The organism is Lactobacillus sp. YT155, from assembly GCF_030504545.1.
Classification (GTDB): Bacteria; Bacillota; Bacilli; order Lactobacillales; family Lactobacillaceae; genus BQUT01.
This window is the reverse complement of the sequence record NZ_JAUKWP010000002.1, coordinates 184,735-206,430: the sequence shown is the minus strand read 5'-3', so window position 1 is coordinate 206,430 and position 21,696 is coordinate 184,735. Positions and strand designations below refer to the sequence as shown.

Below are 21,696 nucleotides of genomic sequence, written 5' to 3'. Positions count from 1 at the left end.
TTCTAGTCTTTTTCTAATGTCATTTTTGAAAGAAATTGTTCAATTCGAGGACTTGGTTTTTGGAAGAATTCTTCACTTTGGCCATTAAAAATTATTTTTCCAGCTTCTAAGAAAATAATTTTATCGGCGACAAGTTTTGCAAACTCCATATTATGAGTCACAATAATCATTGATTGTTTCTTATGACTTAAGTCAGTTAGAATTCTGAGCACTTGATTCTCCAATTCCGGATCAAGCGCACTTGTCGGTTCATCTAACAAAATAAACTCTGGTTCCATCGCCAAGGCCCGGCAAATCGAGATACGTTGTTGCTGTCCACCGGATAATTGCTGAGGATAGTAGTTTTCGTAGTCACTTAAGTTAACCAATTCCAAGAGCTTTTTTGCTTTAGTAAAGGCAATATCTTTAGATTGATGGAGATTCTCAATTGGAGCAATGGTGATATTTTCAATCACACTTAGATTAGGAAAGAGATTCCAGTTTTGAAAGACCATACTAGTTTTTTGAAGTAATTTTTGACTAGTGGTTTTGGAAATCTTAGTAGCAAAATCGATGGTTAGATCATCGATTGATAAAGTGCCACTATCAGGTCGAACCAGAAGGTTCAGTGATTTTAATAGAGTTGATTTTCCCGATCCTGATGGTCCAACAATAACGGTTGTTTCTTGGGTTTGAAAATCTAAAGAGAGATTATCTAAAACGGTTTTGTTATCATATTTTTTTGCTAAATTATGAATTGAAATCATGATAATTGACCTCCCTTGAGATATTTAGAAGAACGCTTTTCAAGATAGCTTTGAAGTAAGCTGAGTAAGGTACAAATGACTGCATATAAGACAGCTACCAATGAATACATTAATAATGGTTCGAAGTTCTTTGCAGTGATTTGTTGGCTAACTTGAAACATTTCAAGAATGGTAATTGAACTTGCTAAAGAAGTGTCTTTTACCAAACTAATAAAAGAGTTTGATAACGGAGGTAGGGCAATTCGAAAGGCTTGTGGCAAAATGATTTTCTGTAAAGTCTTGCGAGTTGAAAAGCCTAAGGTGTAAGCCGCGTCCCATTGATCTTGAGGAACGGACATCAATGCCGAGCGAATGATTTCGGCGGTGTAAGCACCGGTGTTCAAAGAAAACCCAATCACAGCTGCTATAAACGGACTTAATTCAATTCCCACACTAGGTAAACCAAAGAAAATGATGAACAATTGAACTAGTAAAGGAGTTGACCGAAATAGCCAGACATAGAACTGGGCAATCTTTTTAAGGATTTGCCAAATAACTTGAGAAAAACCACTAACTTGTGGTTTTAAGAAAATGACCAAAGCAGTGATAACTGCCAGAATTAAACCAACGACAAAAGAAATTAATGCCAGTGGAATTGTGAATTGAATCATTGCCGAGAGTAGTGAAGGCAATGAAGTAATGATAATCTGCCACATATTTTTTATCCTTTATTTTTTGGTGATATCTTCACCAAAATATTTAATGGAAAGTTTTTTAAGTGTTCCATCATCACGAAGTTCTTTAGTAGCTTTAGAAATTTTTTTGCTTAGTTCAGTTGATTTCTTGTTATAAATTGGGGCAATTTCTGAAGCTTTTAATTTGGAATCAGGAATGGTGATGTATTTTAAATCAGTATTTTTGGTTGATTTTTGCCAGGTTAAAAATGCTTCTTTAGAATTAATGGTTGCTTTGATGCGATCATTTTCAATCATCGACATGGTTGATTGAAAGTCCGGTGATGAAATAATATCAGCTTGGAATTTCTCGGCTTTTTGATAGTTATCGGTTCCAGTACCTTCAGCGACTTTGACACCCTTTAGGTCATCGACGGTTTTGATAGGACTGTCTTTTTTGGTAATGATAACTGATTTTGAATAAATATAAGGCTCTGAGAATAGGTAATGAGACTTTCTTTCTTTATTAGTTGAGACATTGTTAATTACTACATCAAAAGTCTTGGAATTAAGTCCGGCAATTAAAGAATCCCACTTAGTTGGGACAAATTTTGCCTTGAGACCAAGTTTTTTAGCAATGGCTTTTCCATATTCAACTTCAAAGCCAGTTAATTTATCACCTTCACGATATGAATAGGGTGCGTAAGTTCCTTCGAGTCCAATAGTTAAAGTATCTTTTTGTTTGGTTAAGTTGTCGGAACTCTTGCCACAACCAACTAATAGAAGAACTAATAGACCGATAAATGATAGCGAAAATAATGTTTTCTTTTTCATGTGAATCTCCTTTGAAATAAAAAAAGAGAACCGACTAATCGTCAGCTCTCTTAAATGTAGGTTAACAAATTTTAAGTGAGTTCTGAATTAGACATGCAAAAACGGCGTAGTATTTTCCGATACTACGCAACAACATTCTGATTTATGAATCATAGTTGTTTGTTCTTGCATGAATAATTACTCCTTTAAAATCGTTATTTCGATATTAATATGAGATTCATACATAGTCAAGTAATTATACTTTTAAGATAGAAGTGGTTAATTTTTGTTACTTTTGGTATAATTTCAAAGAATGTAGTAAAAGGAAAGCTGGAAAAGTTATGGATATTCCTAAAGAAGGAGATTACATAGCAATCCAGAGTTATAAACATGATGGCCATCTGCATAGGACATGGAAAGAAACCATGGTTTTGAAAACCAGTGAGAATGAAATCATTGGTTGTAACGATCATACGTTAGTTACAGAATCAGATGGACGAAAATGGGTTACGAGAGAACCGGCCTTAGTTTATTTTCACAAGCATTATTGGTTTAATATCATTACTATGATACGAGAAAACGGTGTTTCTTATTATTGTAACTTGGCAACGCCATATGTACTTGATAAAGAAGCGTTGAAGTATATTGATTATGATTTAGATGTGAAAGTTTTTCCAGATGGAGAAAAAAGACTTTTAGACGTAGATGAATATGCATTACATAGTAAAAAATGGAGTTATTCGCCTGAAATAGATCAAATTTTGCATAAGAATGTGGATACCTTAATCGAATGGATTAACGAAGGAAAAGGCCCATTTTCAAAAGCCTATGTTGATATGTGGATGAAAAGATATAAAGAATTGTCAAATCGTGTATAACTACCGATTGTTGTGTAACTAGGAAAGAGTCGCTAATTAGCGGCTCTTTTTTTATCGTAAAATTATCATTATATAAATATTGACAGCGCTTACATTATGGTGTTAAACTCACTTGTAGTAAAACGTTTTACTAAAGAAGTAGGTATTTCTATGGTTAAGAAGTCTAGTATCAAAGATGTTGCTGAATTAGCTGGAATTTCAGTGACAACAGTTTCGTTAATTTTGAATAATAAAGGAGACCGATTTAGTAAAGAAACTATTTCGAAAGTTCATGCAGCACAAAAAGAATTGAATTATTTGCCTGATTATTTTGCTCAAGGAATGACAGCAAAAACTACCAAGACAATTGGTGTTTTGGTTCCAGATATTAATAATCCATTCTTTAGTAAATTCACTCAAGGAGTAGAAGAAGTTGCTACGGATGCTGATTTTATCCCTCTTATTTATAACGTAGGTATGAATAATAAGAAAGTCAGTTATTACTTGAAAGAATTAGTTCGCCGAACGGTTGATGGTTTTATTATTGCGGCTCCAAATGTTGCTCCTGACATTATTCAAAAATACTTGCAAGTTAATCAAGTGCCTTATATAACTTTAGATCAGTCATCGGTAACTTCAAATGAAAAAAATCAGATAAAAGCCGGTGATTATGAAGGTGGTATTTCGGCAACGAATTATTTGTTGAAACACCATCATGAACGTATAGGTATTATTTTGCCGAGTGAACCGGCTAATAATATTAAAGAACGTTTCAATGGCTACACAGATGCATTATTAAAAGCAAAAATCACTCCGAGAAAAGAATGGATAATCAAAAAGGAACTTTCCAAAAAAGGTGGGTATCAGGCTGCCGCGGAAGTAATTCGTAGTGGAGTCACTGCTGTATTTGCAGTCAATGATGAAATGGCAATTGGTTTGTATCGTGGATTGAAAGAATATGGCAAATCAATTCCTGAAGATATTTCGATTATTGGTTATGACAACATTGATTGGTGTGATTACGTGCAACCAAGACTGACGACTATTAGACAATCAATTGTTGAAATAGGACAAGTCGCAACTGAATTATTATTAACTCAAATTCAACATCCTAACGTGGAACAAGAAGTAGTAAATCTCTCAACCAATTTAATTGAGCGGGAAAGCGTCAGGGATATTCAGGAGGAATTGAATGAAAAAAACAGCAGTAATTAATTCTGATTTATCAAGAGTTATTTCTCAGATGGGTCATTTTGACACTTTGGGAATAGGTGATGCAGGGATGCCGGTGCCAACTGATACGGAAAAAATTGATTTGGCTTTAACCAATGGTATTCCAAGTTTTATTGATGTTCTAAAAAATGTGTTAAATGAATTGCAATTACAAGAAGTTTATTTAGCTGAAGAAATCAAAACTGAAAATCCCCAGCAGCTTAAAGCAATTGAAAGAGAGATTGATGTTCCAATTAAGTTCATTCCACATGAAAAAATGAAAGCTGACTTATCGAAGGCTAAAGCATTTGTTAGAACCGGAGAAATGACTCCGTACTCTAATATTTTGTTAGTAAGTGGTGTGACATTCTAGAAGGGAGGTGACCTGAAATTGAAAATTGAAATGAAGAAAATTTCTAAAGCTTTTGGAAAAAATCGGGTTTTAGAAGGTGTTGATTTAACAGTTAGAGCTGGTGAAGTTCATGCATTAATGGGTGAAAATGGTGCCGGGAAGTCAACGTTGATGAACATTTTGACTGGTCTTTATAAAAAGGACAATGGACAAATATTTGTTGATGGAGAAGAAACTTATTTTGAAAATCCTCTGGATGCCGAAAAACATGGAGTTAGTTTTATTCACCAAGAGATGAATAACTTTTCCGAAATGTCAGTGCTAGATAACATGTTTCTAAACAAAGAAATTACCAACGCTTTGGGTATTGTGAAGCAAGATGAGATGAAAAAATTGGCTGATGAGAATTTAGCCAAATTGGGAACTAAATTAGATTTGAATGTGCCTGTTGGTAGTTTGAGTGTCGGACGTCAGCAAATGATTGAAATTGCTAAATCACTAATGTCTGATGCCAAAGTTCTAATCATGGATGAACCAACGGCAGCGTTGACGGAAAATGAAATTTCGAAGTTATTCGATGTAATTAGAAAGCTAAAAGAACAAAACGTAGCGATCATCTATATTTCACATCGAATGGAAGAAATTATGAAAATTTCTGATCATATCACAGTTATGCGTGATGGTATCTCAGTTGATGACTATGCGACAACTGATACTGATATGAAAACAATTGTTAGAGATATGGTAGGTCGGGAAATGGGTGATTTTTATCCAGAAAGAACGGTTAAACCTGCTGAGACAATTTTTGAAGTAGAAAAGTTAAATAGTAAGAACGTCTTTGAAGATATTAGTTTCGAATTACACAGTGGTGAAATTCTAGCATTTTCAGGTTTGATGGGTGCAGGAAGAACTGAAATTATGCGGGCTATTTTTGGAATTGACAAGCTCGACAGTGGCTCAATCAAACTTCATGGAAAAGAAATTGTTAATAAAACTCCTGCACAAGCTATCAAGAATAACTTAGGTTTTGTCACCGAAGATCGAAAAGATGAAGGACTGATTTTGGACGATTCTATATCGGATAACATTGCTTTGCCAAGTATTGGTGGCTTCGTAAAACGTGGTTTGGTTGACGATAAAGCAGTAGATAAATTCGTTTCAATGTTAATTAAAAGATTAAATGTTAAAACAACTGGTCCAGATGAGAGTGCGGGTAGTTTATCTGGTGGTAATCAACAAAAAGTTGTTTTAGCAAAATGGATTGGAAACGGGTCACAAGTGCTTATTCTAGATGAACCTACTCGAGGCGTAGATATTGGTGCAAGACGTGAAATATATGATTTGATGAATGAATTAACAGAGCGTGGCGTTGCTATCATTATGGTTTCTAGTGACTTAGATGAAGTTCTGGGAGTATCTGATCGGATAGCTGTAATTTATGAAGGACATCTAGCCGATATTATTGATACAAAATCTGCCACTCAAGAAAAAGTGATGACTTTAGCAACAGGAGGACAATTAAATGGATAACGAAACACAAGGTAAAGAAAAATTCTCAGCACAACAATTTATTTCAAAACTAGGACCGGTTTTAGCTTTAATTGTCTTAGTTGTCGTTGTTAGTGTTATGAATATGAGTTTTTTGGAACCATCAAATTTATTGAACTTGTTACGTCAAGTATCGGTTAATGCGCTAATTGCATTTGGTATGACGTTTGTTATTTTAACTGGTGGAATTGATTTGTCCGTTGGATCAATTCTGGCACTAAGTGGAGCTATTTCTGCCTACATGGTACAACAAGGAATATCAGTAGTAATTGCTATTTCGGTTGGAATGTTGATGGGAGCAATTTTTGGCCTATTAAACGGAATCTTGGTTGCTTACGGTAAAGCTGCTCCATTTATCGCAACTTTAGCAACAATGACCATTTTTAGAGGGGCTACCTATGTTTTTACAAACGGAAACCCAATAACTGGAGATAAGATTAATAATAGTTTCTTATTCCAGTTTATGGGACGTGGATATCTATTTGGAATTCCTTTCCCAATTATCATTATGTTAATTTGTTTCGGAATTCTATATATCGTTTTACACAAGACAACTTTTGGTAGAAAAACTTATGCCTTAGGTGGAAATGAAAAAGCTGCCTTTGTTGCAGGTGTAAATACAAAAAAAGTAACCATGATTATTTACACATTGTCAGGATTGATGGCTGCTATTGCTGGAGTTATTTTGACATCACGTTTGAGTTCAGCTCAACCTGATGCAGGTACTTCATATGAAATGGATGCCATTGCCGCAGTTGTGTTGGGTGGAACAAGTTTGGCCGGTGGTAAAGGTCGAATCTTTGGAACTCTAATAGGTGCTTTAATCATTGGTACTTTGAACAATGGTATGAACTTATTGGGAATTTCCAGTTTCTATCAACAAATTGTTAAAGGGGTAGTAATTATTATTGCTGTCCTAATTGATCGTCGGGAATCGAAAAAATAATATTTTTGGAGGATATATCATGAAAAAGAAGTTCAAAGCATTAGTAGGTGTAATGGTTGTTGCTTTATTAGGAATTACTTTAGTAGGATGTGGTGGCGCTAATTTAGGTAGTGATAGCGGTGACAATGGAAAAGTTGAAAAGAAAGCTGCTAAGAAAGTAAAAATTGGTGTTTCTCTATCAACTTTGAATAATCCATTTTTCGTATCAGTTAAAAAAGGTATCATGGATGCTTCTAAGAACAAAAATAATGTTCAAGTATTCGATGCTCAAAATGATACAGCAAAACAATCTAATGACGTTGAAGATATGATTCAAAAGAAGGTTGATATTTTAATTATTAACCCTGTTGATTCATCAGCTATTTCTTCATCTGTTAAAGATGCTAACGATGCAGGAATTCCAGTTATTACAGTTGATAGAAGTAGTGATAGTGGAAAAGTGTTAACACTAGTTGCTTCAAACAGTACTAAAGGTGGTCAAATGGCTGCTAAGTTCATGATTGAGCAATTAGGTAAAGATGCAAAAATTGCTGAATTACAAGGAATCCCTGGCGCTTCAGCAACACGTGAACGTGGTAAAGGATTTGATAATTCATCAAAAGGTAAATTAGATATTGTTGCTAAACAAACCGCTGGTTTTGATCGTGCCAAAGGATTAACAGTTACAGAAAACATTTTGCAAGGAAATGCTGGAATTAAAGGTATTTTCTCACAAAATGATGAAATGGCTTTAGGTGCTGTTCAAGCTGCTAAAAGTGCTAACAAGAAGGTTCTAATTGTTGGATTCGACGGTGAAGAAGATGGGCTAAAAGCTGTTAAGAGTGGTGACATGGCTGCCACTGTAGCTCAAAAACCTGAAGAAATGGGACGTTTGGCTGTAAAAGCAGCATACGACCACTTCAATGGTAAAAAAGTTAAAGCAAAAATCGATTCACCACTTGAACTAGTTATCAATGATGCATATAAAAAATAAACAAATAAAAGAGCCGCTAATTAGCGGCTCTTTTTTTATTGTCTTAACTTCTTTGCAAATATAGGTTAACGATGTTAACCTATATTTAGGAGGTAAGTTATGAAAGATGGCAGAAGAACAAATACTAGAGATCACGTAATCAATTTAACGATTGATAAAATAAGATTAAATGGATACGAGAAGATTTCTTTACGTGATATTGCTAAAGAAAATAATCTTTCTGCGACAGCATTGTATCGACATTTTCATAACAAGGATGACCTTCTTAATGAGTCCTTGGTGCATGTTTCGAAAGATATGTATGAAAGATATAAATCAAGTCTAGAAATGACAGATGACTCAAATACAAAAGACAAACTGCTTTTGCTAGGTGAAACAATTCTTAATCAGTTTGTGCAAGAACCTAAACTAATGGACTTTTTATTTTTTAGTAAATATGCCTGTGAAAGTCATCTGACGGATAAAAAAACCGACTTTATATTTTTCGATGAATACAAAAAACTAATTCATCAAGCAAAAGAACAATATCAATTAGAGACGGATGAAGAAACGTTGTTCATTGAATTGTGGTCTTTCATTCAAGGCTATGCCATGTTAGTGATGAATAAAGTTACCATCTATGATCGAGCAATAGTTGAAAAGGCAATGAATAAGTTTATTTCCGATAAGTAAGGAGAATATTTATGGAACAAACATTAATAATTTACGCACACCCGTACCCGAAAAGCTTTAACCATGCTGTTTTAGATAAAGTAGAAGCAACTTTTAAAACACAGAGTCGCGAATATGAAGTGATAGATTTATACCAAGATGGATTTGATCCGCGATATACGACTGAAGAGCTGGCGCTTTTTTCTAAAGGAGAGACACTCGATCCTTTGGTTAGGCAGTATCAAGATAAACTTAAAAAAGCGACTGCAATAATCATTATTTCACCTGTCTGGTGGAATGATATACCAGCTATATTGAAAGGTTTCTTTGATAAGGTAATGAAACAAAAATTTGCTTATGTAGCAACTTCAACTGGGGTAAAAGGAATGCTAGATAATATTCAATCCGCTACTGTTATTACTACTTCAACTTCGCCAACATGGTACTTACGTTTGTTCAGTGGCAATGCAATCAAACGAGTATTTTTAAATGGAACAATCAAACAAATTGGAATTAAAAATCGTAAATGGATTAACTTTGGTGGAATTACGGGAAGTAAAAAAGAAAAAAGAGAGCAGTTTTTAAAAGAACTAGAGCAAAAAATTATATAAATAAAAAAGCACAGACATTTTGTCTGTGCTTTTATTTGATTTTATAATCAGCCGTTAAAACATCATATTCAGCAGTAATACCGATTAAAACTGACAGTGACAAGATAATGATTAGATAACCTAGTAGATTTCCAATGTATAGTTGTGGCGAAAAGAAGTAACGAATTGCATAGGTACTTACTACACTGAAAATGAAATCGAGAATAAAGTTTAGATACAAATTAACTGGCTTACTTTCGATATCAAAGAATCCAATCAGTGCTTTCCAAAATGCGTTTTTTGAGTCTACTTCAACGGTTTTGATGACTTTAGACATGATGGTTTTTAGTGCCATTAAGAACAATGCACCAATCACGCCACCAATCGTTACTCGCCAGATACTTGTTTGATGCATGATTAAGGTATTGTAAGAAGTTCCTATCATCATCAAGCAAACAACGTAGGGAATAAAGAAGAGAAATAAGTATATAATTGTTAATTTTTTATTAGTCATGGTTAGTACCTCGTATCAAGATTAAAACAATTCTTATTAATTTGTAAGTATTTATGTCTACATCTATATAAAAAATTAAAAAATTGATATAATATTGTTATCAAATTTGAAAGTGAGTTTTTATAGAAATGGAAGACCCTGGTACTTCGGTCCTGATAAGTCAATTAATTTTAATTATTGTTTTAACTTTAATTAATGCGTTTTTTGCTGCTGGTGAAACAGCAATTCTGTCATTAAATAAAACTAAAATTGAAACCAAAGCCAAAGAAGGCGATAAGAAATCTCAGAAGCTAGTGGCGGTCTTAAATGACTCCACTAATTACCTAGCTACTGTGCAAGTGGCAATTACCTTTGCGGGATTCTTATCATCAGCTAGTGCTGCGGTAACTATGTCCAAGATGTTGGCTCAATTTATCGGAGGTTTTGAAGGTAGTCAAGAACTATCTATTATCATTATCACCTTAATACTTTCATATTTCTCATTGGTTTTTGGTGAGTTGTATCCTAAACAAATCGCAATCCAAAAATCCGAAAAAGTTGTGAATATTACAGCGCCATTTATTCGTTTCTTTGGTGTTGTCTTTAAGCCATTAGTAGCTTTATTATCATTCTCAACTAAATTACTTCTAAGAATCACACCAATCGACTTCACTAAAAAAGAAGATGCTTTGTCACGAAATGAAGTTCTTTCAGTCTTAGAAAAATCGAAGACTAGTGGAAGTATTGATGATGAAGAATACGATATGTTAGAAGGAATTATTGGCTTTTCTAACATGACAGTTCGCGAGGTTATGGTACCCAGAACTGATGCATTCATGATTGATATCAATAACGATCAAGATGAAAATATTGATGCGATTTTAAATCATCCGTTTTCTCGTGTTCCTGTTTATGGTGGGGACAAGGATAAGGTCATTGGTGTAATTCATATTAAGGACTTATTGAAATATGCCCGTCGAAACGGTTTTGATAACTTATCATTACCTGAAATAATGACTGAACCATTATACGTTCTAGAAACCACCAACGTTAATGACTTGTTGTTTGAAATGAAGAATACTCATCAACAATTATCGATTGTCATTGATGAGTATGGTGGAGTCGTTGGAATTGCCACTATCGAAGATTTGATTGAAGAAATTGTCGGTGAAATCGATGATGAGCATGATCAAGATACATTACTCTATCAAAAGGTTAATGCCAATACCTTCAAGGTAGAAGGTAAACTGAACTTAAATGACTTTAACCGAATTTTTGATGAAGAATTAGACAAAGATGACGTTGATACAGTTGCCGGATATTTGATTACCGAAGTTGGTGAGATTCCATCGAATAACAATCAATTGTCCTGTGAACTGGAAGACGGTGTTAAATTGATTTCTGGTGAGGTAAAAGGATCACGTGTTCAAGAAGTTCTGGTTGAGCTACCACCTGAAAAATCAAAAATTGTAAAACAAAACTTAAGTAAAAGACGAGCTATCTAAGCTATCGTCTTTTTTAATGCTCAAAAACTGTTATAATGTTTTAGTTAGAATTGTGTTTCAAACTATCACACTTTAAATAAAGGAAGTTAGCTATGTCTGAGTCTTTACAAGAACAAGTAACTAAAAGAAGAACTTTTGCGATTATCTCCCATCCGGATGCTGGTAAGACGACTATTACTGAGCAACTATTACTTTTTGGTGGGGTTATTCGGTCTGCTGGTACTGTTAAAGGAAAGAAATCTGGGCAGTTCGCAACTAGTGACTGGATGGAAATCGAAAAGAAACGTGGAATTTCTGTTACTAGTTCTGTGATGCAGTTTGATTATAAAGATAAGCGAATCAATATCTTAGATACTCCCGGACATGAGGATTTCTCTGAGGATACTTATCGTACCTTGATGGCAGTTGATGCTGCTGTCATGGTAATTGACTCTGCTAAAGGTATCGAGCCTCAGACGAAGAAACTGTTCAAAGTTGTTAAACAGCGTGGTATTCCTATTTTTACATTTATGAATAAGTTAGACCGTGATGGTCGTGATCCACTAGACTTAATCGCTGAACTTGAAGATCTTTTGAACATTGAGGGATGTGCCATGAATTGGCCAATCGGAATGGGAAAGGGTCTCAAGGGATTGTATGATATCCACAATCAACGCGTTGAGTTATATCGTAAAGACAATGAGGATAGATTCCTAGAACTTGATGGCAATGGAGATTTAGTTGATCAGAGTAATGAATTGCAGTCAGAAAATGACTTCATTCAAGCAAAAGACGAAGTAGAATTAATTTCTGAAGCTGGGAATGAATTCGACGAAGCTAAAGTTTTGAGTGGGGATCAAACACCCGTATTCTTTGGATCAGCTTTGACTAACTTTGGCGTTCAGACCTTCCTTGACCATTTTGTGGAAATGGCTCCACAACCAAGTGCTAAGAAGACAAAAGATGGGGAAGAGATTGATCCTGTTAGTCCAGATTTCTCTGGATTTGTATTCAAAATTCAAGCTAATATGAACCCCGCTCATCGTGACCGCATCGCCTTTATTCGTGTGTGTTCGGGTGAATTCACTAAAGGAATTGACGTAACGCTACAACGCACCAAAAAAAGCTTGCGTTTGAACAATGCTACTGAATTTATGTCCGACCAAAGGGAGCAAGTTTCTAGTGCCGTAGCAGGTGATATTGTTGGTTTGTATGATACAGGTAACTTCCAAATTGGTGATACGATTTACACTGGCAAAAAAGAAGTTGCTTTTGAAGACTTACCACAGTTTACTCCCGAAATATTTATGGAAGTAACAGCCAAGAACGTCATGAAACAAAAATCATTCCATAAAGGAATGACACAATTGGTACAAGAAGGTGCAGTTCAGCTGTATAAGAAGTATTCAACTAATGACTACATTCTAGGTGCTGTTGGACAACTACAATTTGAAGTCTTCAAATTCAGAATGCAAAATGAATATAATAGTGAAGTAGAGATGACACCAATTGGTTCACGAATTGCCAGATGGATTGATCCATCACAACTTAAAGAATCAATGTCATCATCAAGAAATATTCTTGTTAAAGATATGGATGATAATCCATTATTCTTGTTTGAAAATAGATTTGCTGAGAACTGGTTTAAAGATAAATATCCTGATGTGGAATTAACATCGAAACTATAAAAAAAGCTAGCCATTATGGCTAGCTTTTTTATTTATCTTTATTCTTAATAACAATTTTGTCTTCTCTTAGAACAGCTTCAAGATTCTTGTCGTTAGGATTATTTAGATAATAATCAGCAACTTTATCTTCAATTTGTTCTTGGATGACACGACGTAATGGACGGGCTCCCATTGATGGGTCGTATCCTAAATCTACTAGTTTTTCTTTAGCATCTTTAGTTACATCAACATGCAATCCTTTATCTTGTATCATCTTGTTGGTGTCATTTAACATCAAGTCGACAATTGATAGTAAGTTTTCTTTTGATAAAGCTTTGAACTCAACTATTCCATCGAATCTGTTTAAGAATTCTGGTTTGAAATAATTGGTCAACTTATCCAAGACTGAACGAGTTGCAGCTTTACTTTCAGCATCAAAACCAACGCTAGCTTCAACTTCTCCTTGACCAGCATTTGATGTCATGATGATAATTGTATCCTTGAAGCTAACTGTTCTACCTTGAGAATCAGTCAAACGACCATCATCAAGAATTTGTAAGAACATGTGCATTACATCTGGATGAGCTTTTTCAATTTCGTCTAACAAAATCAAACTGTATGGATTACGACGAACTTGTTCAGTTAATTGACCAGCCTCTTCGTAACCTACATATCCAGGAGGTGAACCGATAAGTTTGGAGACACTGTGTTTCTCCATGTATTCAGACATGTCGAAACGAATCATCGAATCGGTTGAACCAAATAATTGTTGTGCTAATTGTTTAGCTAATTCGGTTTTACCAACACCGGTTGGTCCAACGAAGAGGAATGATCCAATAGGGCGTCCAGACTTGTTGAAACCAATTCTGTTTCTTCTGATTGCCTTAGAAACTTCTGAAACGGCTTCATCTTGACCAATAACGTTGTGTTTCAAGTTTGGTTCGAGATTCTTCAATTGAGCTTGTTCATTAGCTTTAAGATCACCGACAGGAATCTTAGTTTTTGCTTCAACGATATCCTCGATGTTCTTTTCAGAGACAGTTGCTGATTCATTTGAATCAGGCAACTTGTTATCACGCATGTCAGTATATTGTTTTACTTTGTCACGATAATAAGCAGCTTTTTCATAATCTTCATTGTCCAAAGCCATTTTCTTATTATGTTCAGCTTCGCTGATTTTGTTGTCCAATTCTTTCGAATCAACTGGCGCGATAGTTAAATTCTTCTTTGAACCAGCTTCATCTAGAAGGTCGATTGCTTTATCTGGTAAGAAACGATCAGAAATGTAACGATCAGATAAAGTTGCGGCAGCAGTAATTGCAGCAGCGGTGTATTTTACATTATGGTAAGCTTCATATTTTGGTTTCAAACCATTTAAAATTTTGATTGTTTCTTCAACTGAAGGTTCATTGACTTGAACTGGTTGAAGACGTCTTGCTAATGCGGAGTCTTTTTCAATGGTTCTAAATTCGTTTAAGGTAGTGGCACCAACTAATTGTAAGTCGCCACGGGCTAGGGCAGGTTTCAAAACGTTACCTGCATCCATACCACCTTCGGCATTTCCAGCACCAACGATTTCGTGAATTTCGTCGATGAATAAGATTGTATTGTTTTCTTTTTGTTGCAATTCAGTCATTAATTCTTGCATTCTCTTTTCAAATTCACCACGAACTCCGGTTCCTTGAACAAGAGATACAACATCAAGCCGAACGACTTTTTTATCTAAAAGTTTCTCGGGAACTTGTCCGTCAACAATTTTTTGAGCCAATCCTTCAACAACCGCTGTTTTACCAACACCAGCTTCACCGATTAATACCGGATTGTTCTTGGTTCTACGGTTTAATATTTCAATGACACGTTCGATTTCACTGTCACGACCAATCACAGGATCAATTTTTCCGTCTTTGGCCTGTTGAGTTAAATCAACACCATACTGGCTGAGGATTGAGCCACCATTATTTCCAAAATTACCACCGGTTGGTCCTTGTGGCTGAGCACGGAGAAATTCCTCTCCAGCATTTTGATTGTTACTATTAAAGGAACTGTTAAATAAATTACCAAATTCATTCATTTCAAAAGGATTATTATTTATGTTATCTTGTTGGTTACGTAATTCTTGATAACAATTTTGGCAAAGGTTTACTTCAGTGCGTTGTCCACTAACGCTAGTGTAGAGATGGATTGTAGCTTCTCTTCGATTACAATTTTGACAAAGCATACACGTCCCTGCCTTTCATAAATTATTTATATCCATTGGCTAGGATACGAGGATATTATACAATTAGCACTCGGGTAATGCAAGTGCTAAGACTTGGAGTTTTCTGAAAACAAATTGCTCGTTTTCAAGATAATTTCACAATCATAATCCGTTGAGAGACAAGCGGTTAGACGGAATTTGAAAAACGAGAAAAAACTTGTCCAAACCTAAAAAAAATGATAGGCTTTTAACTGAATATTGAAAGTTCTTAGGCTTTCTTTTTCCACATATAAATAAAAATTTAGTGAGGTATTTACACTATGGAAAACAAACAATTTCACATCGTTGCTGAATCTGGAATTCATGCACGTCCAGCTACTTTATTAGTACAAGCTGCAAGCAAATTCAGCTCAGATATTAACTTAGAATTTAACGGTAAATCAGTAAACTTGAAATCTATCATGGGTGTTATGTCACTTGGTGTAGGTCAAGGTTCAGACGTTACAATCACTGCTGAAGGTGATGACGCTGCTGACGCAATGGCTACAATTACAGAAACAATGAGCAAAGAGGGATTAACTGAATAATGACTAAAACAATTAGTGGAATCGCTGCTAGTGATGGAATTGCTACGGCGAAGGCTTATTTGTTGGTGCAACCAGATCTATCATTTGAACCTGGTAAGGTTGATGATGTTGATGGTGAAGTTGCCAAATTAAAGAATGCCTTAGACGTATCAGATTCTGAACTTACAAATATCCGTGACAAGGCAGCTCAATCACTTGGTGAAGAAGAAGCACAAGTTTTCGACGCACACAAGTTGATTTTGGCTGATCCAGAATTCACTGGAGCTGTTGAACAAAAAGTGAAAGATGATTCCATTAATGCTGAGCAAGCTTTGGATGAAGTCTCAAAACAATTTATTACTATTTTTGAATCAATGACTGATAACCCATACATGCAAGAACGTGCTGCTGATGTACGTGATGTATCAAAAAGAGTTATGAGTCATTTATTAGGCGTAACACTTCCAAACCCAGCATTGATTGATGAAGAAGTTATCATTGTTGCTGAAGATTTGACACCTAGTGATACAGCTCAACTTAATAAAAAATATGTGCTTGGTTTTGTAACTGATATTGGTGGTAGAACTGCCCATTCAGCTATCATGGCTCGTTCATTAGAAATTCCTGCTATCGTAGGAACTAATGTTGTTACTAAAGAAGTTTCTGAAGGACAAACCTTAATCATTGATGGTAATAACGGTGATTTAATCGTTGACCCAACAGATGATGACCAAGCTAAATACAAAAAGATGGCTGCCGATTTTGCTGCTCAAAAAGCAGAATGGGAAAAACTTAAGAATGAAGTCAGTGTAACTGCTGATGGCAAACATTTCGATATTGCTGCTAACATTGGTACTCCTAAAGATTTAGATGGAGTAGTTGCTAATGGAGCAGAAGGTATTGGTTTGTACAGAACTGAATTCTTATATATGGATTCACCAGAATTACCTGATGAAGAAAGCCAATTTGAAGCTTATAAAGCTGTATTAGAAGGAATGAACGGCAAACCTGTTGTTGTTAGAACAATGGATATTGGTGGAGATAAACATCTTCCATATATGCCACTTCCTGAAGAAATGAATCCTTTCTTAGGTTACCGTGCTATTCGTATCAGTTTGGACAAACAAGATATTTTCAGAACACAATTAAGAGCTTTACTACGTGCTTCAGCATTTGGTAAGTTGAGAATTATGTTCCCAATGATTGCTACTATCCAAGAATTTAAGGATGCTAAAGCAATCTTTGAAGAAGAAAAACAAAAACTTGTTAAAGAAGGAACCAAAGTTTCTGATGATATTCAAGTTGGTATGATGATTGAAATTCCTGCAGCAGCAGTATTGGCTGACCAATTTGCTAAAGTAGTTGATTTCTTCAGTATCGGTACAAATGACTTGATCCAATATACAATGGCTGCCGATCGTGGTAATGAACATGTTTCATATCTATATCAACCATACAATCCATCAATCCTACGTTTGATTAAGAATGTTATTGATGCTTCTCATAAAGAGGGCAAATGGACAGGTATGTGTGGTGAAGCTGCTGGAGATCCAGTTATGTCACCATTACTAGTTGGTATGGGACTTGATGAATTCTCAATGAGTGCCACATCAGTTCTTAAAGTAAGAAGTTTAATGAAGAAACTTGACACTAAAGAATTGGAACCACTAGTAGAAAAAGCAATTAATGAATCATTAACTAATGAAGATAACATCAAATTAGTAGAAGAATTTATGAAAAATAAATAATCAAAAAAGCTACTTTCATTTGAAAGTAGCTTTTTTATTTAGTCAAAATATTTCAATAGATCGTCTTTTGTTAAATTCGGTTGTTTATTTTTATCGATATCAGAAACGATTTGTCCATTATTGAAAATCAATATACGATTACCGTAATTAAGAGCTGTTTCTAAATCATGAGTAATCATCAAACAAGTAATTTTTTTCTCTTTAATAGTAGCATCTGCGAATTTCATTAGACTATTGCTGGTCTGTGGATCTAAAGCTGAAGTATGTTCATCTAGTAATAACAAGTCTGGCTTTTTAATAATTGACATTAAGAAACTCAAAGTTTGACGTTGACCACCAGATAATTTTTCGGTAGCTGTATTCAATTTTAGACCAATATCATTGGGGAGGTCAGCAACAATGTCTTTAAAATAAGCAATTCTTGTTTTTAATTTTCGTGGAAAGAGTCGTCGCGATAAACCTCGTCGCTCAGCTAAGAGAAGATTCTCGGCAACAGTCATACGTGGCGCAGTGCCCAATTTTGGATCTTGAAAAACCTGGCTAATATATTTGGCTCTTCGTTCTCTTTTTTGAGTAGTTAGTTTGTGTTCGTTTAAGTAGATTGAACCAGTGGTAGGCATTAGATCACCAGTAATTAAATTGAAGAAAGTTGATTTACCAGCACCATTAGTTCCTAGAACTACTACGAAATCTTGGTCATTAATTTCAACTGAAGTGGGTTTTAAAATAGTGGTTTGTTCACTGGCATCATTAATTACTTTGGATACATTGTTTATTTTTAAACTGGTCATTATTTGACACCTCTTTTCAACACTTGTTTGGTTTTATCACGGAAAGTTGGCATTGATAGACAAATTGCCAAAATTATCGCTGATAAAAGTTTTAAGTCATCGGGATTAAAGCCGAGTTGTAAAACAACCAGCAAAATCAGACGATAGATAATGCTACCAACCACAATTGAAACAATTCGATTAGTTAACGATAATTCACCGAAAATAACTTCACCAATAATGATTGCTGCTAATCCAATGACAATTACGCCAATTCCCATTGAGATATCAGCGTAGCCACTTTGTTGAGTTACTAATGAACCGGTTAGAGCAACTAGTCCATTAGCAAGCATTAGCCCAAGAATTTTCATATTGTCAGTAGAGATTCCTAGAGATTTTGCCATGGTTTCATTATCACCAGTGGCAATAAGTGCTTGGCCTAATTCGGTATTGAAGAATATTCCTAAGAGAATAAGGACCACAGTTATAAAAATTATGCCTACCACTATTGAGCTGAATTCTGCTGGTAAGTTATTTACTAATTGAAAAATAGTTTTTTGATTGAGTAGGGAAAGGTTAGCTTTACCTAAAATTCTTAAATTAACTGAATATAAGGCGGTCATAACTAAAATTCCTGCTAGAAGAATCGGAATTTTAAACTTTGTATATAATACGGCTGTTGCAAGACCAGCAATTGTTCCACCGATAAATGCTAAAAGAATAGCGAAACCAATTGAATAACCATTATGAAGGGCAATCGCTGAAATTACAGCACCTAATGGAAAACTGCCTTCGACAGTCATATCTGGGAAGCCAAGAATCCGAAAAGTTATAAATAAACCAATTGCAAGTAAGCTCCAGATGAGACCTTGACCAATAGTAGAAACGATAATATTCATTTTAAAATTTCCCCCCTTTTCTTAGCTTCTTCAAGTAATGAATTTGAGAATTTGATATTTAATAATTGAGCTTGTTTCAAATTGAGAATTAGTTTTCCTTTTCTAATGAATTTGATGGGCGTATTTTTGGGGGCTTTATGATGTTTAAGAATAGCAACGATCATTTTTCCTGATTGCCGACCAATTTCATATTGACTGAGACCAATTGTTGCAAGTCCACCATCTTTCATCATTGTTTCTGCTGCTGGGAAAACTGGAATTTTTGCTTGCATGGTTAATTCTTTGATGTTATTTAAACCACTGGCAACAGTATTGTCGGTCGGAATGTAGATTGCCTGAACTTGAGGTATTAGTGACTTTGTAACTTGCGTCAAGTCATTTAAGGAACTGATACTTGCTAAGTGAACTTTAATGCCATTTTTCTCGGCAATTTTTTTGAATTGTTTCATTTGTAGAGTAGCTGAAGGGTCACTAGAAGTGTAGATAATTCCAATATCATGAAGTTTGGGAAGAATCTGTGTAACTAATTCAAACTGTTGCTTAATTGGTGCTTGATCAGAAACTCCAGTCACGTTATTTCCAGGATGTTGATTATCGGCAACTAGTCCAGATCCTTTAGGATCGGTAACGCCACTTAAAACGATGGGAGTTTTCTTAGTGGCATTGGCTAGTGCTTGAGCTGACGGAGTAGCGATGCCGACAACAACGTCTGATTTATCTTGAATCAATTGATTGCTCATAGTATTCAAGTTGCTTTGATCACCTTGACCGTTGAATAATTTGATTTTTATATTTTTACCATCTTCATAGCCGTTGGCTTTTAGTTCATCGACAATTCCTCGATGGATTTCATCCAAGGCTGGGTGGCTCATTAATTGTAGAATTCCTACATGAGGAATTTTGTTTTTTTGACTAGTAGTAGTTTCTTTGAAGAAAGCGACTACTAGAAATAATAGAATAATTGAAATAACACCGTATAATCTTTTCATATTTTCCTCCTAAATTTTTAGTGATTATGTGAATGGCTAATTTTGTATACAAAAAAAGCAATATCCATCATTGTTTAGACGGGTATTGCTTTTTAAGACAAAGAAATACCCACACAGAAATTTTTCCGTGTGGGTAATTTTGAGTTACGCAAAATCAGCCAACACGGTTAGTGTGGGCTTTGCCAACGATTGTTAACTATTTGTAGCATTTGATTTTGCATAACAACTTCTCCTTTTGTACTTAGTGTTTCAAAGTATAGTTAAAACTTTTTTTAAAGTCAATAATTTTATTTATCGTTTAACTGATTTGATTCCTAAGATTGCAATTCCACCAACTAAAGCAAAGACAAATGAGACGATGAAAATTGCTGAGAAACCAAACCAAGAAATAACTGCTGCTGCAAGAATTGGAGCGATAGCTTGAGTAACTGTATTTCCTAAGTTATAAACACCTAAGAAGAAAGCAACTCGATTTTCGTCAGGAATAACTTCTAGATTCAATAGATTATCTAGTGAATTCCAAATTCCCATTCCTAGTCCTGCTGCAAAAGCGTAGATGATGATACCAGTATTATTTCTAAATAAGAATAACATCAAGGCTCCAAAGGCAAGGAAAATTGTTGAAAAGGCAACTGGATATTTTAGAACTTTGAATTTATCTGAAATTGGTCCAGCGACAAATCCCATCAAAATTCCAAATACTAACATAATGATATTAATTAATTGAATTGATGATTGTGTCTGATCACCTCTGTGAAGGAAGTCAGTCATGATGTAAAGAATATAACCAGTAACCGCAAAGTTACCAACACCTTGGAAAATTTTACCAATAAGAGCTAGATAATAATCGCGTCCAACATGCCAACTAGGGAAGATTGCTTTGGCATCTTTGAAAGTTAATTTAACTTTTTCTTTCTTCTCGGCAGATGCGCTCGAATCAGTTAAGTTAGATGGTTCGTGTACAATAAATGCTGCAATAAGAGTACCAACAAAAGTGATAATTCCGAAGATAACAAAACCTAAACGGAATTGTCCTAAGAATAATGCACCAACAACGTTGAAAGCATTATTTCCTAAAGCCATTCCTAATCCACCGTAAGCAGATGATGCAGTTCCTCGACTGTCCTTTGGTGCTAAGTCAATCCAAGCGACCATGGGAGCAACGATGAAGTTCAAGGCTGCTTGTCCAATCATCCAAGCTACTAAGAGCAAAGCAATGTTTGGAGCCATTGAAGCACCAATCATAGCAAGCATGAAGGCAAAAGATCCTCCAACTAACCAAGGTGTACGTTGACCAAATCGTGAGTGGGTTTTATCTGATAATGCTCCAGCAATCATATTTGAAATTGCTGCGACAATCATTCCACAAGTTGAGAAAAGGGCAACTAATTGAATTTTATTTGCTGCATCTAAGTGTTGAATTAATGCAGGTAAAAACAAACTATTCATTACAATATATGGTCCGAGCCAACTAGCTGGTCCAATGATTAATCCAGGGATTAATCGCTTAAGTGAAACTACTTTTTTATCCATATTCTTAGA

At 35.1% G+C, this 21,696-nt stretch carries 21 protein-coding genes; 12 read left to right on the top strand and 9 right to left on the bottom strand.

All coding sequences use genetic code 11. The annotated features are described in order from the left end of the window. Nucleotides 1–2 precede the first annotated feature (2 nt). The 3 genes from Q2T76_RS03855 to Q2T76_RS03845 are packed head-to-tail and all read right to left on the bottom strand — an operon-like array spanning nucleotide 3 to nucleotide 2,233. Entirely contained in the window at nucleotides 3–746 is a 744-nt protein-coding gene (locus tag Q2T76_RS03855) for an amino acid ABC transporter ATP-binding protein (RefSeq protein WP_302084201.1), read from the bottom strand. Continuing rightward, on the bottom strand, nucleotides 743–1,441 hold the full coding sequence (locus tag Q2T76_RS03850; RefSeq protein WP_302084200.1) for an amino acid ABC transporter permease: 699 nt from the start codon (nucleotides 1,439–1,441) through the stop codon (nucleotides 743–745). Before Q2T76_RS03850 ends, Q2T76_RS03855 begins: the two co-directional genes overlap by 4 nt. Nucleotides 1,442–1,453: 12 nt before the next feature. Beyond that, the gene (locus Q2T76_RS03845; protein ID WP_302084199.1) at nucleotides 1,454–2,233 is read right to left on the bottom strand and encodes a transporter substrate-binding domain-containing protein; all 780 of its coding nucleotides are present in this window, start codon (nucleotides 2,231–2,233) and stop codon (nucleotides 1,454–1,456) included. Nucleotides 2,234–2,553: 320 nt separating this feature from the next. On the opposite strand from Q2T76_RS03845, the gene Q2T76_RS03840 reads away from it, so the two are divergent. The 8 genes from Q2T76_RS03840 (at nucleotide 2,554) to Q2T76_RS03805 (ending at nucleotide 9,362) form a co-directional block, all read left to right on the top strand. After that, nucleotides 2,554–3,090 carry a DUF402 domain-containing protein gene (locus Q2T76_RS03840; protein ID WP_302084198.1) on the top strand — a complete coding sequence of 179 codons (537 nt, stop codon included), beginning with the start codon at nucleotides 2,554–2,556 and terminating at the stop codon, nucleotides 3,088–3,090. A 150-nt stretch (nucleotides 3,091–3,240) separates the two neighbouring features. Then, nucleotides 3,241–4,284, top strand: coding sequence for a ribose utilization transcriptional repressor RbsR (locus Q2T76_RS03835; protein WP_302084197.1), 1,044 nt, complete (start codon nucleotides 3,241–3,243; stop codon nucleotides 4,282–4,284). Beyond that, nucleotides 4,262–4,654: a D-ribose pyranase gene (gene rbsD / locus Q2T76_RS03830; RefSeq protein ID WP_302084196.1), complete on the top strand. Its 393-nt coding sequence runs from the start codon at nucleotides 4,262–4,264 to the stop codon at nucleotides 4,652–4,654. Before Q2T76_RS03835 ends, rbsD begins: the two co-directional genes overlap by 23 nt. An 18-nt stretch (nucleotides 4,655–4,672) precedes the next feature. Then, entirely contained in the window at nucleotides 4,673–6,163 is a 1,491-nt protein-coding gene (locus tag Q2T76_RS03825; protein WP_302084195.1) for a sugar ABC transporter ATP-binding protein, read from the top strand. Next, the gene (locus Q2T76_RS03820; RefSeq protein ID WP_302084194.1) at nucleotides 6,156–7,127 is read left to right on the top strand and encodes an ABC transporter permease; all 972 of its coding nucleotides are present in this window, start codon (nucleotides 6,156–6,158) and stop codon (nucleotides 7,125–7,127) included. The genes Q2T76_RS03825 and Q2T76_RS03820 overlap by 8 nt, the downstream gene beginning before the upstream one ends. 19 nt (nucleotides 7,128–7,146) lie before the next feature. After that, nucleotides 7,147–8,100 (top strand): substrate-binding domain-containing protein, encoded by a 954-nt coding sequence (locus tag Q2T76_RS03815; protein WP_302084193.1) that lies wholly within the window; start codon nucleotides 7,147–7,149, stop codon nucleotides 8,098–8,100. 99 nt (nucleotides 8,101–8,199) lie between these two features. Beyond that, on the top strand, nucleotides 8,200–8,772 hold the full coding sequence (locus Q2T76_RS03810) for a TetR/AcrR family transcriptional regulator (RefSeq protein WP_302084192.1): 573 nt from the start codon (nucleotides 8,200–8,202) through the stop codon (nucleotides 8,770–8,772). Between the two features lie 11 nt (nucleotides 8,773–8,783). Beyond that, on the top strand, nucleotides 8,784–9,362 hold the full coding sequence (locus Q2T76_RS03805; RefSeq protein ID WP_302084191.1) for an NAD(P)H-dependent oxidoreductase: 579 nt from the start codon (nucleotides 8,784–8,786) through the stop codon (nucleotides 9,360–9,362). A 31-nt stretch (nucleotides 9,363–9,393) separates the two neighbouring features. On the opposite strand, the gene Q2T76_RS03800 is transcribed toward Q2T76_RS03805, so the two are convergent. Then, on the bottom strand, nucleotides 9,394–9,855 hold the full coding sequence (locus tag Q2T76_RS03800; protein WP_302084190.1) for a hypothetical protein: 462 nt from the start codon (nucleotides 9,853–9,855) through the stop codon (nucleotides 9,394–9,396). A gap of 128 nt (nucleotides 9,856–9,983) precedes the next feature. On the opposite strand from Q2T76_RS03800, the gene Q2T76_RS03795 reads away from it, so the two are divergent. Continuing rightward, complete coding sequence (locus Q2T76_RS03795) at nucleotides 9,984–11,339, top strand: hemolysin family protein (protein ID WP_302084189.1); 1,356 nt, start codon at nucleotides 9,984–9,986, stop codon at nucleotides 11,337–11,339. 92 nt (nucleotides 11,340–11,431) lie between these two features. Continuing rightward, nucleotides 11,432–13,006, top strand: coding sequence for a peptide chain release factor 3 (locus Q2T76_RS03790; protein WP_302084188.1), 1,575 nt, complete (start codon nucleotides 11,432–11,434; stop codon nucleotides 13,004–13,006). A 28-nt stretch (nucleotides 13,007–13,034) separates the two neighbouring features. Here Q2T76_RS03790 and Q2T76_RS03785 read toward each other — a convergent pair whose 3' ends face one another. Then, entirely contained in the window at nucleotides 13,035–15,203 is a 2,169-nt protein-coding gene (locus tag Q2T76_RS03785; RefSeq protein ID WP_302084187.1) for an ATP-dependent Clp protease ATP-binding subunit, read from the bottom strand. A gap of 299 nt (nucleotides 15,204–15,502) precedes the next feature. On the opposite strand from Q2T76_RS03785, the gene Q2T76_RS03780 reads away from it, so the two are divergent. Next, the gene (locus Q2T76_RS03780; protein ID WP_302084186.1) at nucleotides 15,503–15,769 is read left to right on the top strand and encodes a phosphocarrier protein HPr; all 267 of its coding nucleotides are present in this window, start codon (nucleotides 15,503–15,505) and stop codon (nucleotides 15,767–15,769) included. Continuing rightward, entirely contained in the window at nucleotides 15,769–17,496 is a 1,728-nt protein-coding gene (gene ptsP / locus Q2T76_RS03775) for a phosphoenolpyruvate--protein phosphotransferase (RefSeq protein WP_302084185.1), read from the top strand. Before Q2T76_RS03780 ends, ptsP begins: the two co-directional genes overlap by 1 nt. Nucleotides 17,497–17,534: 38 nt before the next feature. Here ptsP and Q2T76_RS03770 read toward each other — a convergent pair whose 3' ends face one another. From Q2T76_RS03770 to Q2T76_RS03755, 4 genes are all read right to left on the bottom strand, one after another. Then, nucleotides 17,535–18,287, bottom strand: a complete 753-nt coding sequence (locus Q2T76_RS03770) for an ABC transporter ATP-binding protein (RefSeq protein ID WP_302084184.1) — start codon at nucleotides 18,285–18,287, stop codon at nucleotides 17,535–17,537. Further along, nucleotides 18,287–19,165 carry an ABC transporter permease gene (locus Q2T76_RS03765; protein WP_302084183.1) on the bottom strand — a complete coding sequence of 293 codons (879 nt, stop codon included), beginning with the start codon at nucleotides 19,163–19,165 and terminating at the stop codon, nucleotides 18,287–18,289. The genes Q2T76_RS03770 and Q2T76_RS03765 overlap by 1 nt, the downstream gene beginning before the upstream one ends. Further along, a complete protein-coding gene (trpX, locus tag Q2T76_RS03760; RefSeq protein ID WP_302084182.1) occupies nucleotides 19,162–20,154 on the bottom strand; it encodes a tryptophan ABC transporter substrate-binding protein in 993 nt (330 codons plus the stop codon). The genes Q2T76_RS03765 and trpX overlap by 4 nt, the downstream gene beginning before the upstream one ends. A gap of 291 nt (nucleotides 20,155–20,445) precedes the next feature. Beyond that, nucleotides 20,446–21,687 (bottom strand): MFS transporter, encoded by a 1,242-nt coding sequence (locus tag Q2T76_RS03755; protein ID WP_302084181.1) that lies wholly within the window; start codon nucleotides 21,685–21,687, stop codon nucleotides 20,446–20,448. Nucleotides 21,688–21,696: the final 9 nt, after the last annotated feature.

Excerpts from the sequence above, each read along its gene's own strand:
- Q2T76_RS03755 (WP_302084181.1), bottom strand. The coding sequence starts at position 21,687 with ATGGATAAAAAAGTAGTTTCACTTAAGCGATTAATCCCTGGATTAATC.
- Q2T76_RS03765 (WP_302084183.1), bottom strand. The coding sequence starts at position 19,165 with ATGAATATTATCGTTTCTACTATTGGTCAAGGTCTCATCTGGAGCTTA.
- Q2T76_RS03840 (WP_302084198.1), top strand. The coding sequence starts at position 2,554 with ATGGATATTCCTAAAGAAGGAGATTACATAGCAATCCAGAGTTATAAA.
- Q2T76_RS03785 (WP_302084187.1), bottom strand. The coding sequence starts at position 15,203 with ATGCTTTGTCAAAATTGTAATCGAAGAGAAGCTACAATCCATCTCTAC.
- Q2T76_RS03790 (WP_302084188.1), top strand. The coding sequence starts at position 11,432 with ATGTCTGAGTCTTTACAAGAACAAGTAACTAAAAGAAGAACTTTTGCG.
- Q2T76_RS03855 (WP_302084201.1), bottom strand. The coding sequence starts at position 746 with ATGATTTCAATTCATAATTTAGCAAAAAAATATGATAACAAAACCGTT.
- rbsD (WP_302084196.1), top strand. The coding sequence starts at position 4,262 with ATGAAAAAAACAGCAGTAATTAATTCTGATTTATCAAGAGTTATTTCT.
- Q2T76_RS03820 (WP_302084194.1), top strand. The coding sequence starts at position 6,156 with ATGGATAACGAAACACAAGGTAAAGAAAAATTCTCAGCACAACAATTT.
- trpX (WP_302084182.1), bottom strand. The coding sequence starts at position 20,154 with ATGAAAAGATTATACGGTGTTATTTCAATTATTCTATTATTTCTAGTA.
- Q2T76_RS03845 (WP_302084199.1), bottom strand. The coding sequence starts at position 2,233 with ATGAAAAAGAAAACATTATTTTCGCTATCATTTATCGGTCTATTAGTT.
- ptsP (WP_302084185.1), top strand. The coding sequence starts at position 15,769 with ATGACTAAAACAATTAGTGGAATCGCTGCTAGTGATGGAATTGCTACG.
- Q2T76_RS03795 (WP_302084189.1), top strand. The coding sequence starts at position 9,984 with ATGGAAGACCCTGGTACTTCGGTCCTGATAAGTCAATTAATTTTAATT.
- Q2T76_RS03780 (WP_302084186.1), top strand. The coding sequence starts at position 15,503 with ATGGAAAACAAACAATTTCACATCGTTGCTGAATCTGGAATTCATGCA.
- Q2T76_RS03800 (WP_302084190.1), bottom strand. The coding sequence starts at position 9,855 with ATGACTAATAAAAAATTAACAATTATATACTTATTTCTCTTCTTTATT.
- Q2T76_RS03770 (WP_302084184.1), bottom strand. The coding sequence starts at position 18,287 with ATGACCAGTTTAAAAATAAACAATGTATCCAAAGTAATTAATGATGCC.
- Q2T76_RS03805 (WP_302084191.1), top strand. The coding sequence starts at position 8,784 with ATGGAACAAACATTAATAATTTACGCACACCCGTACCCGAAAAGCTTT.
- Q2T76_RS03815 (WP_302084193.1), top strand. The coding sequence starts at position 7,147 with ATGAAAAAGAAGTTCAAAGCATTAGTAGGTGTAATGGTTGTTGCTTTA.
- Q2T76_RS03810 (WP_302084192.1), top strand. The coding sequence starts at position 8,200 with ATGAAAGATGGCAGAAGAACAAATACTAGAGATCACGTAATCAATTTA.
- Q2T76_RS03835 (WP_302084197.1), top strand. The coding sequence starts at position 3,241 with ATGGTTAAGAAGTCTAGTATCAAAGATGTTGCTGAATTAGCTGGAATT.
- Q2T76_RS03850 (WP_302084200.1), bottom strand. The coding sequence starts at position 1,441 with ATGTGGCAGATTATCATTACTTCATTGCCTTCACTACTCTCGGCAATG.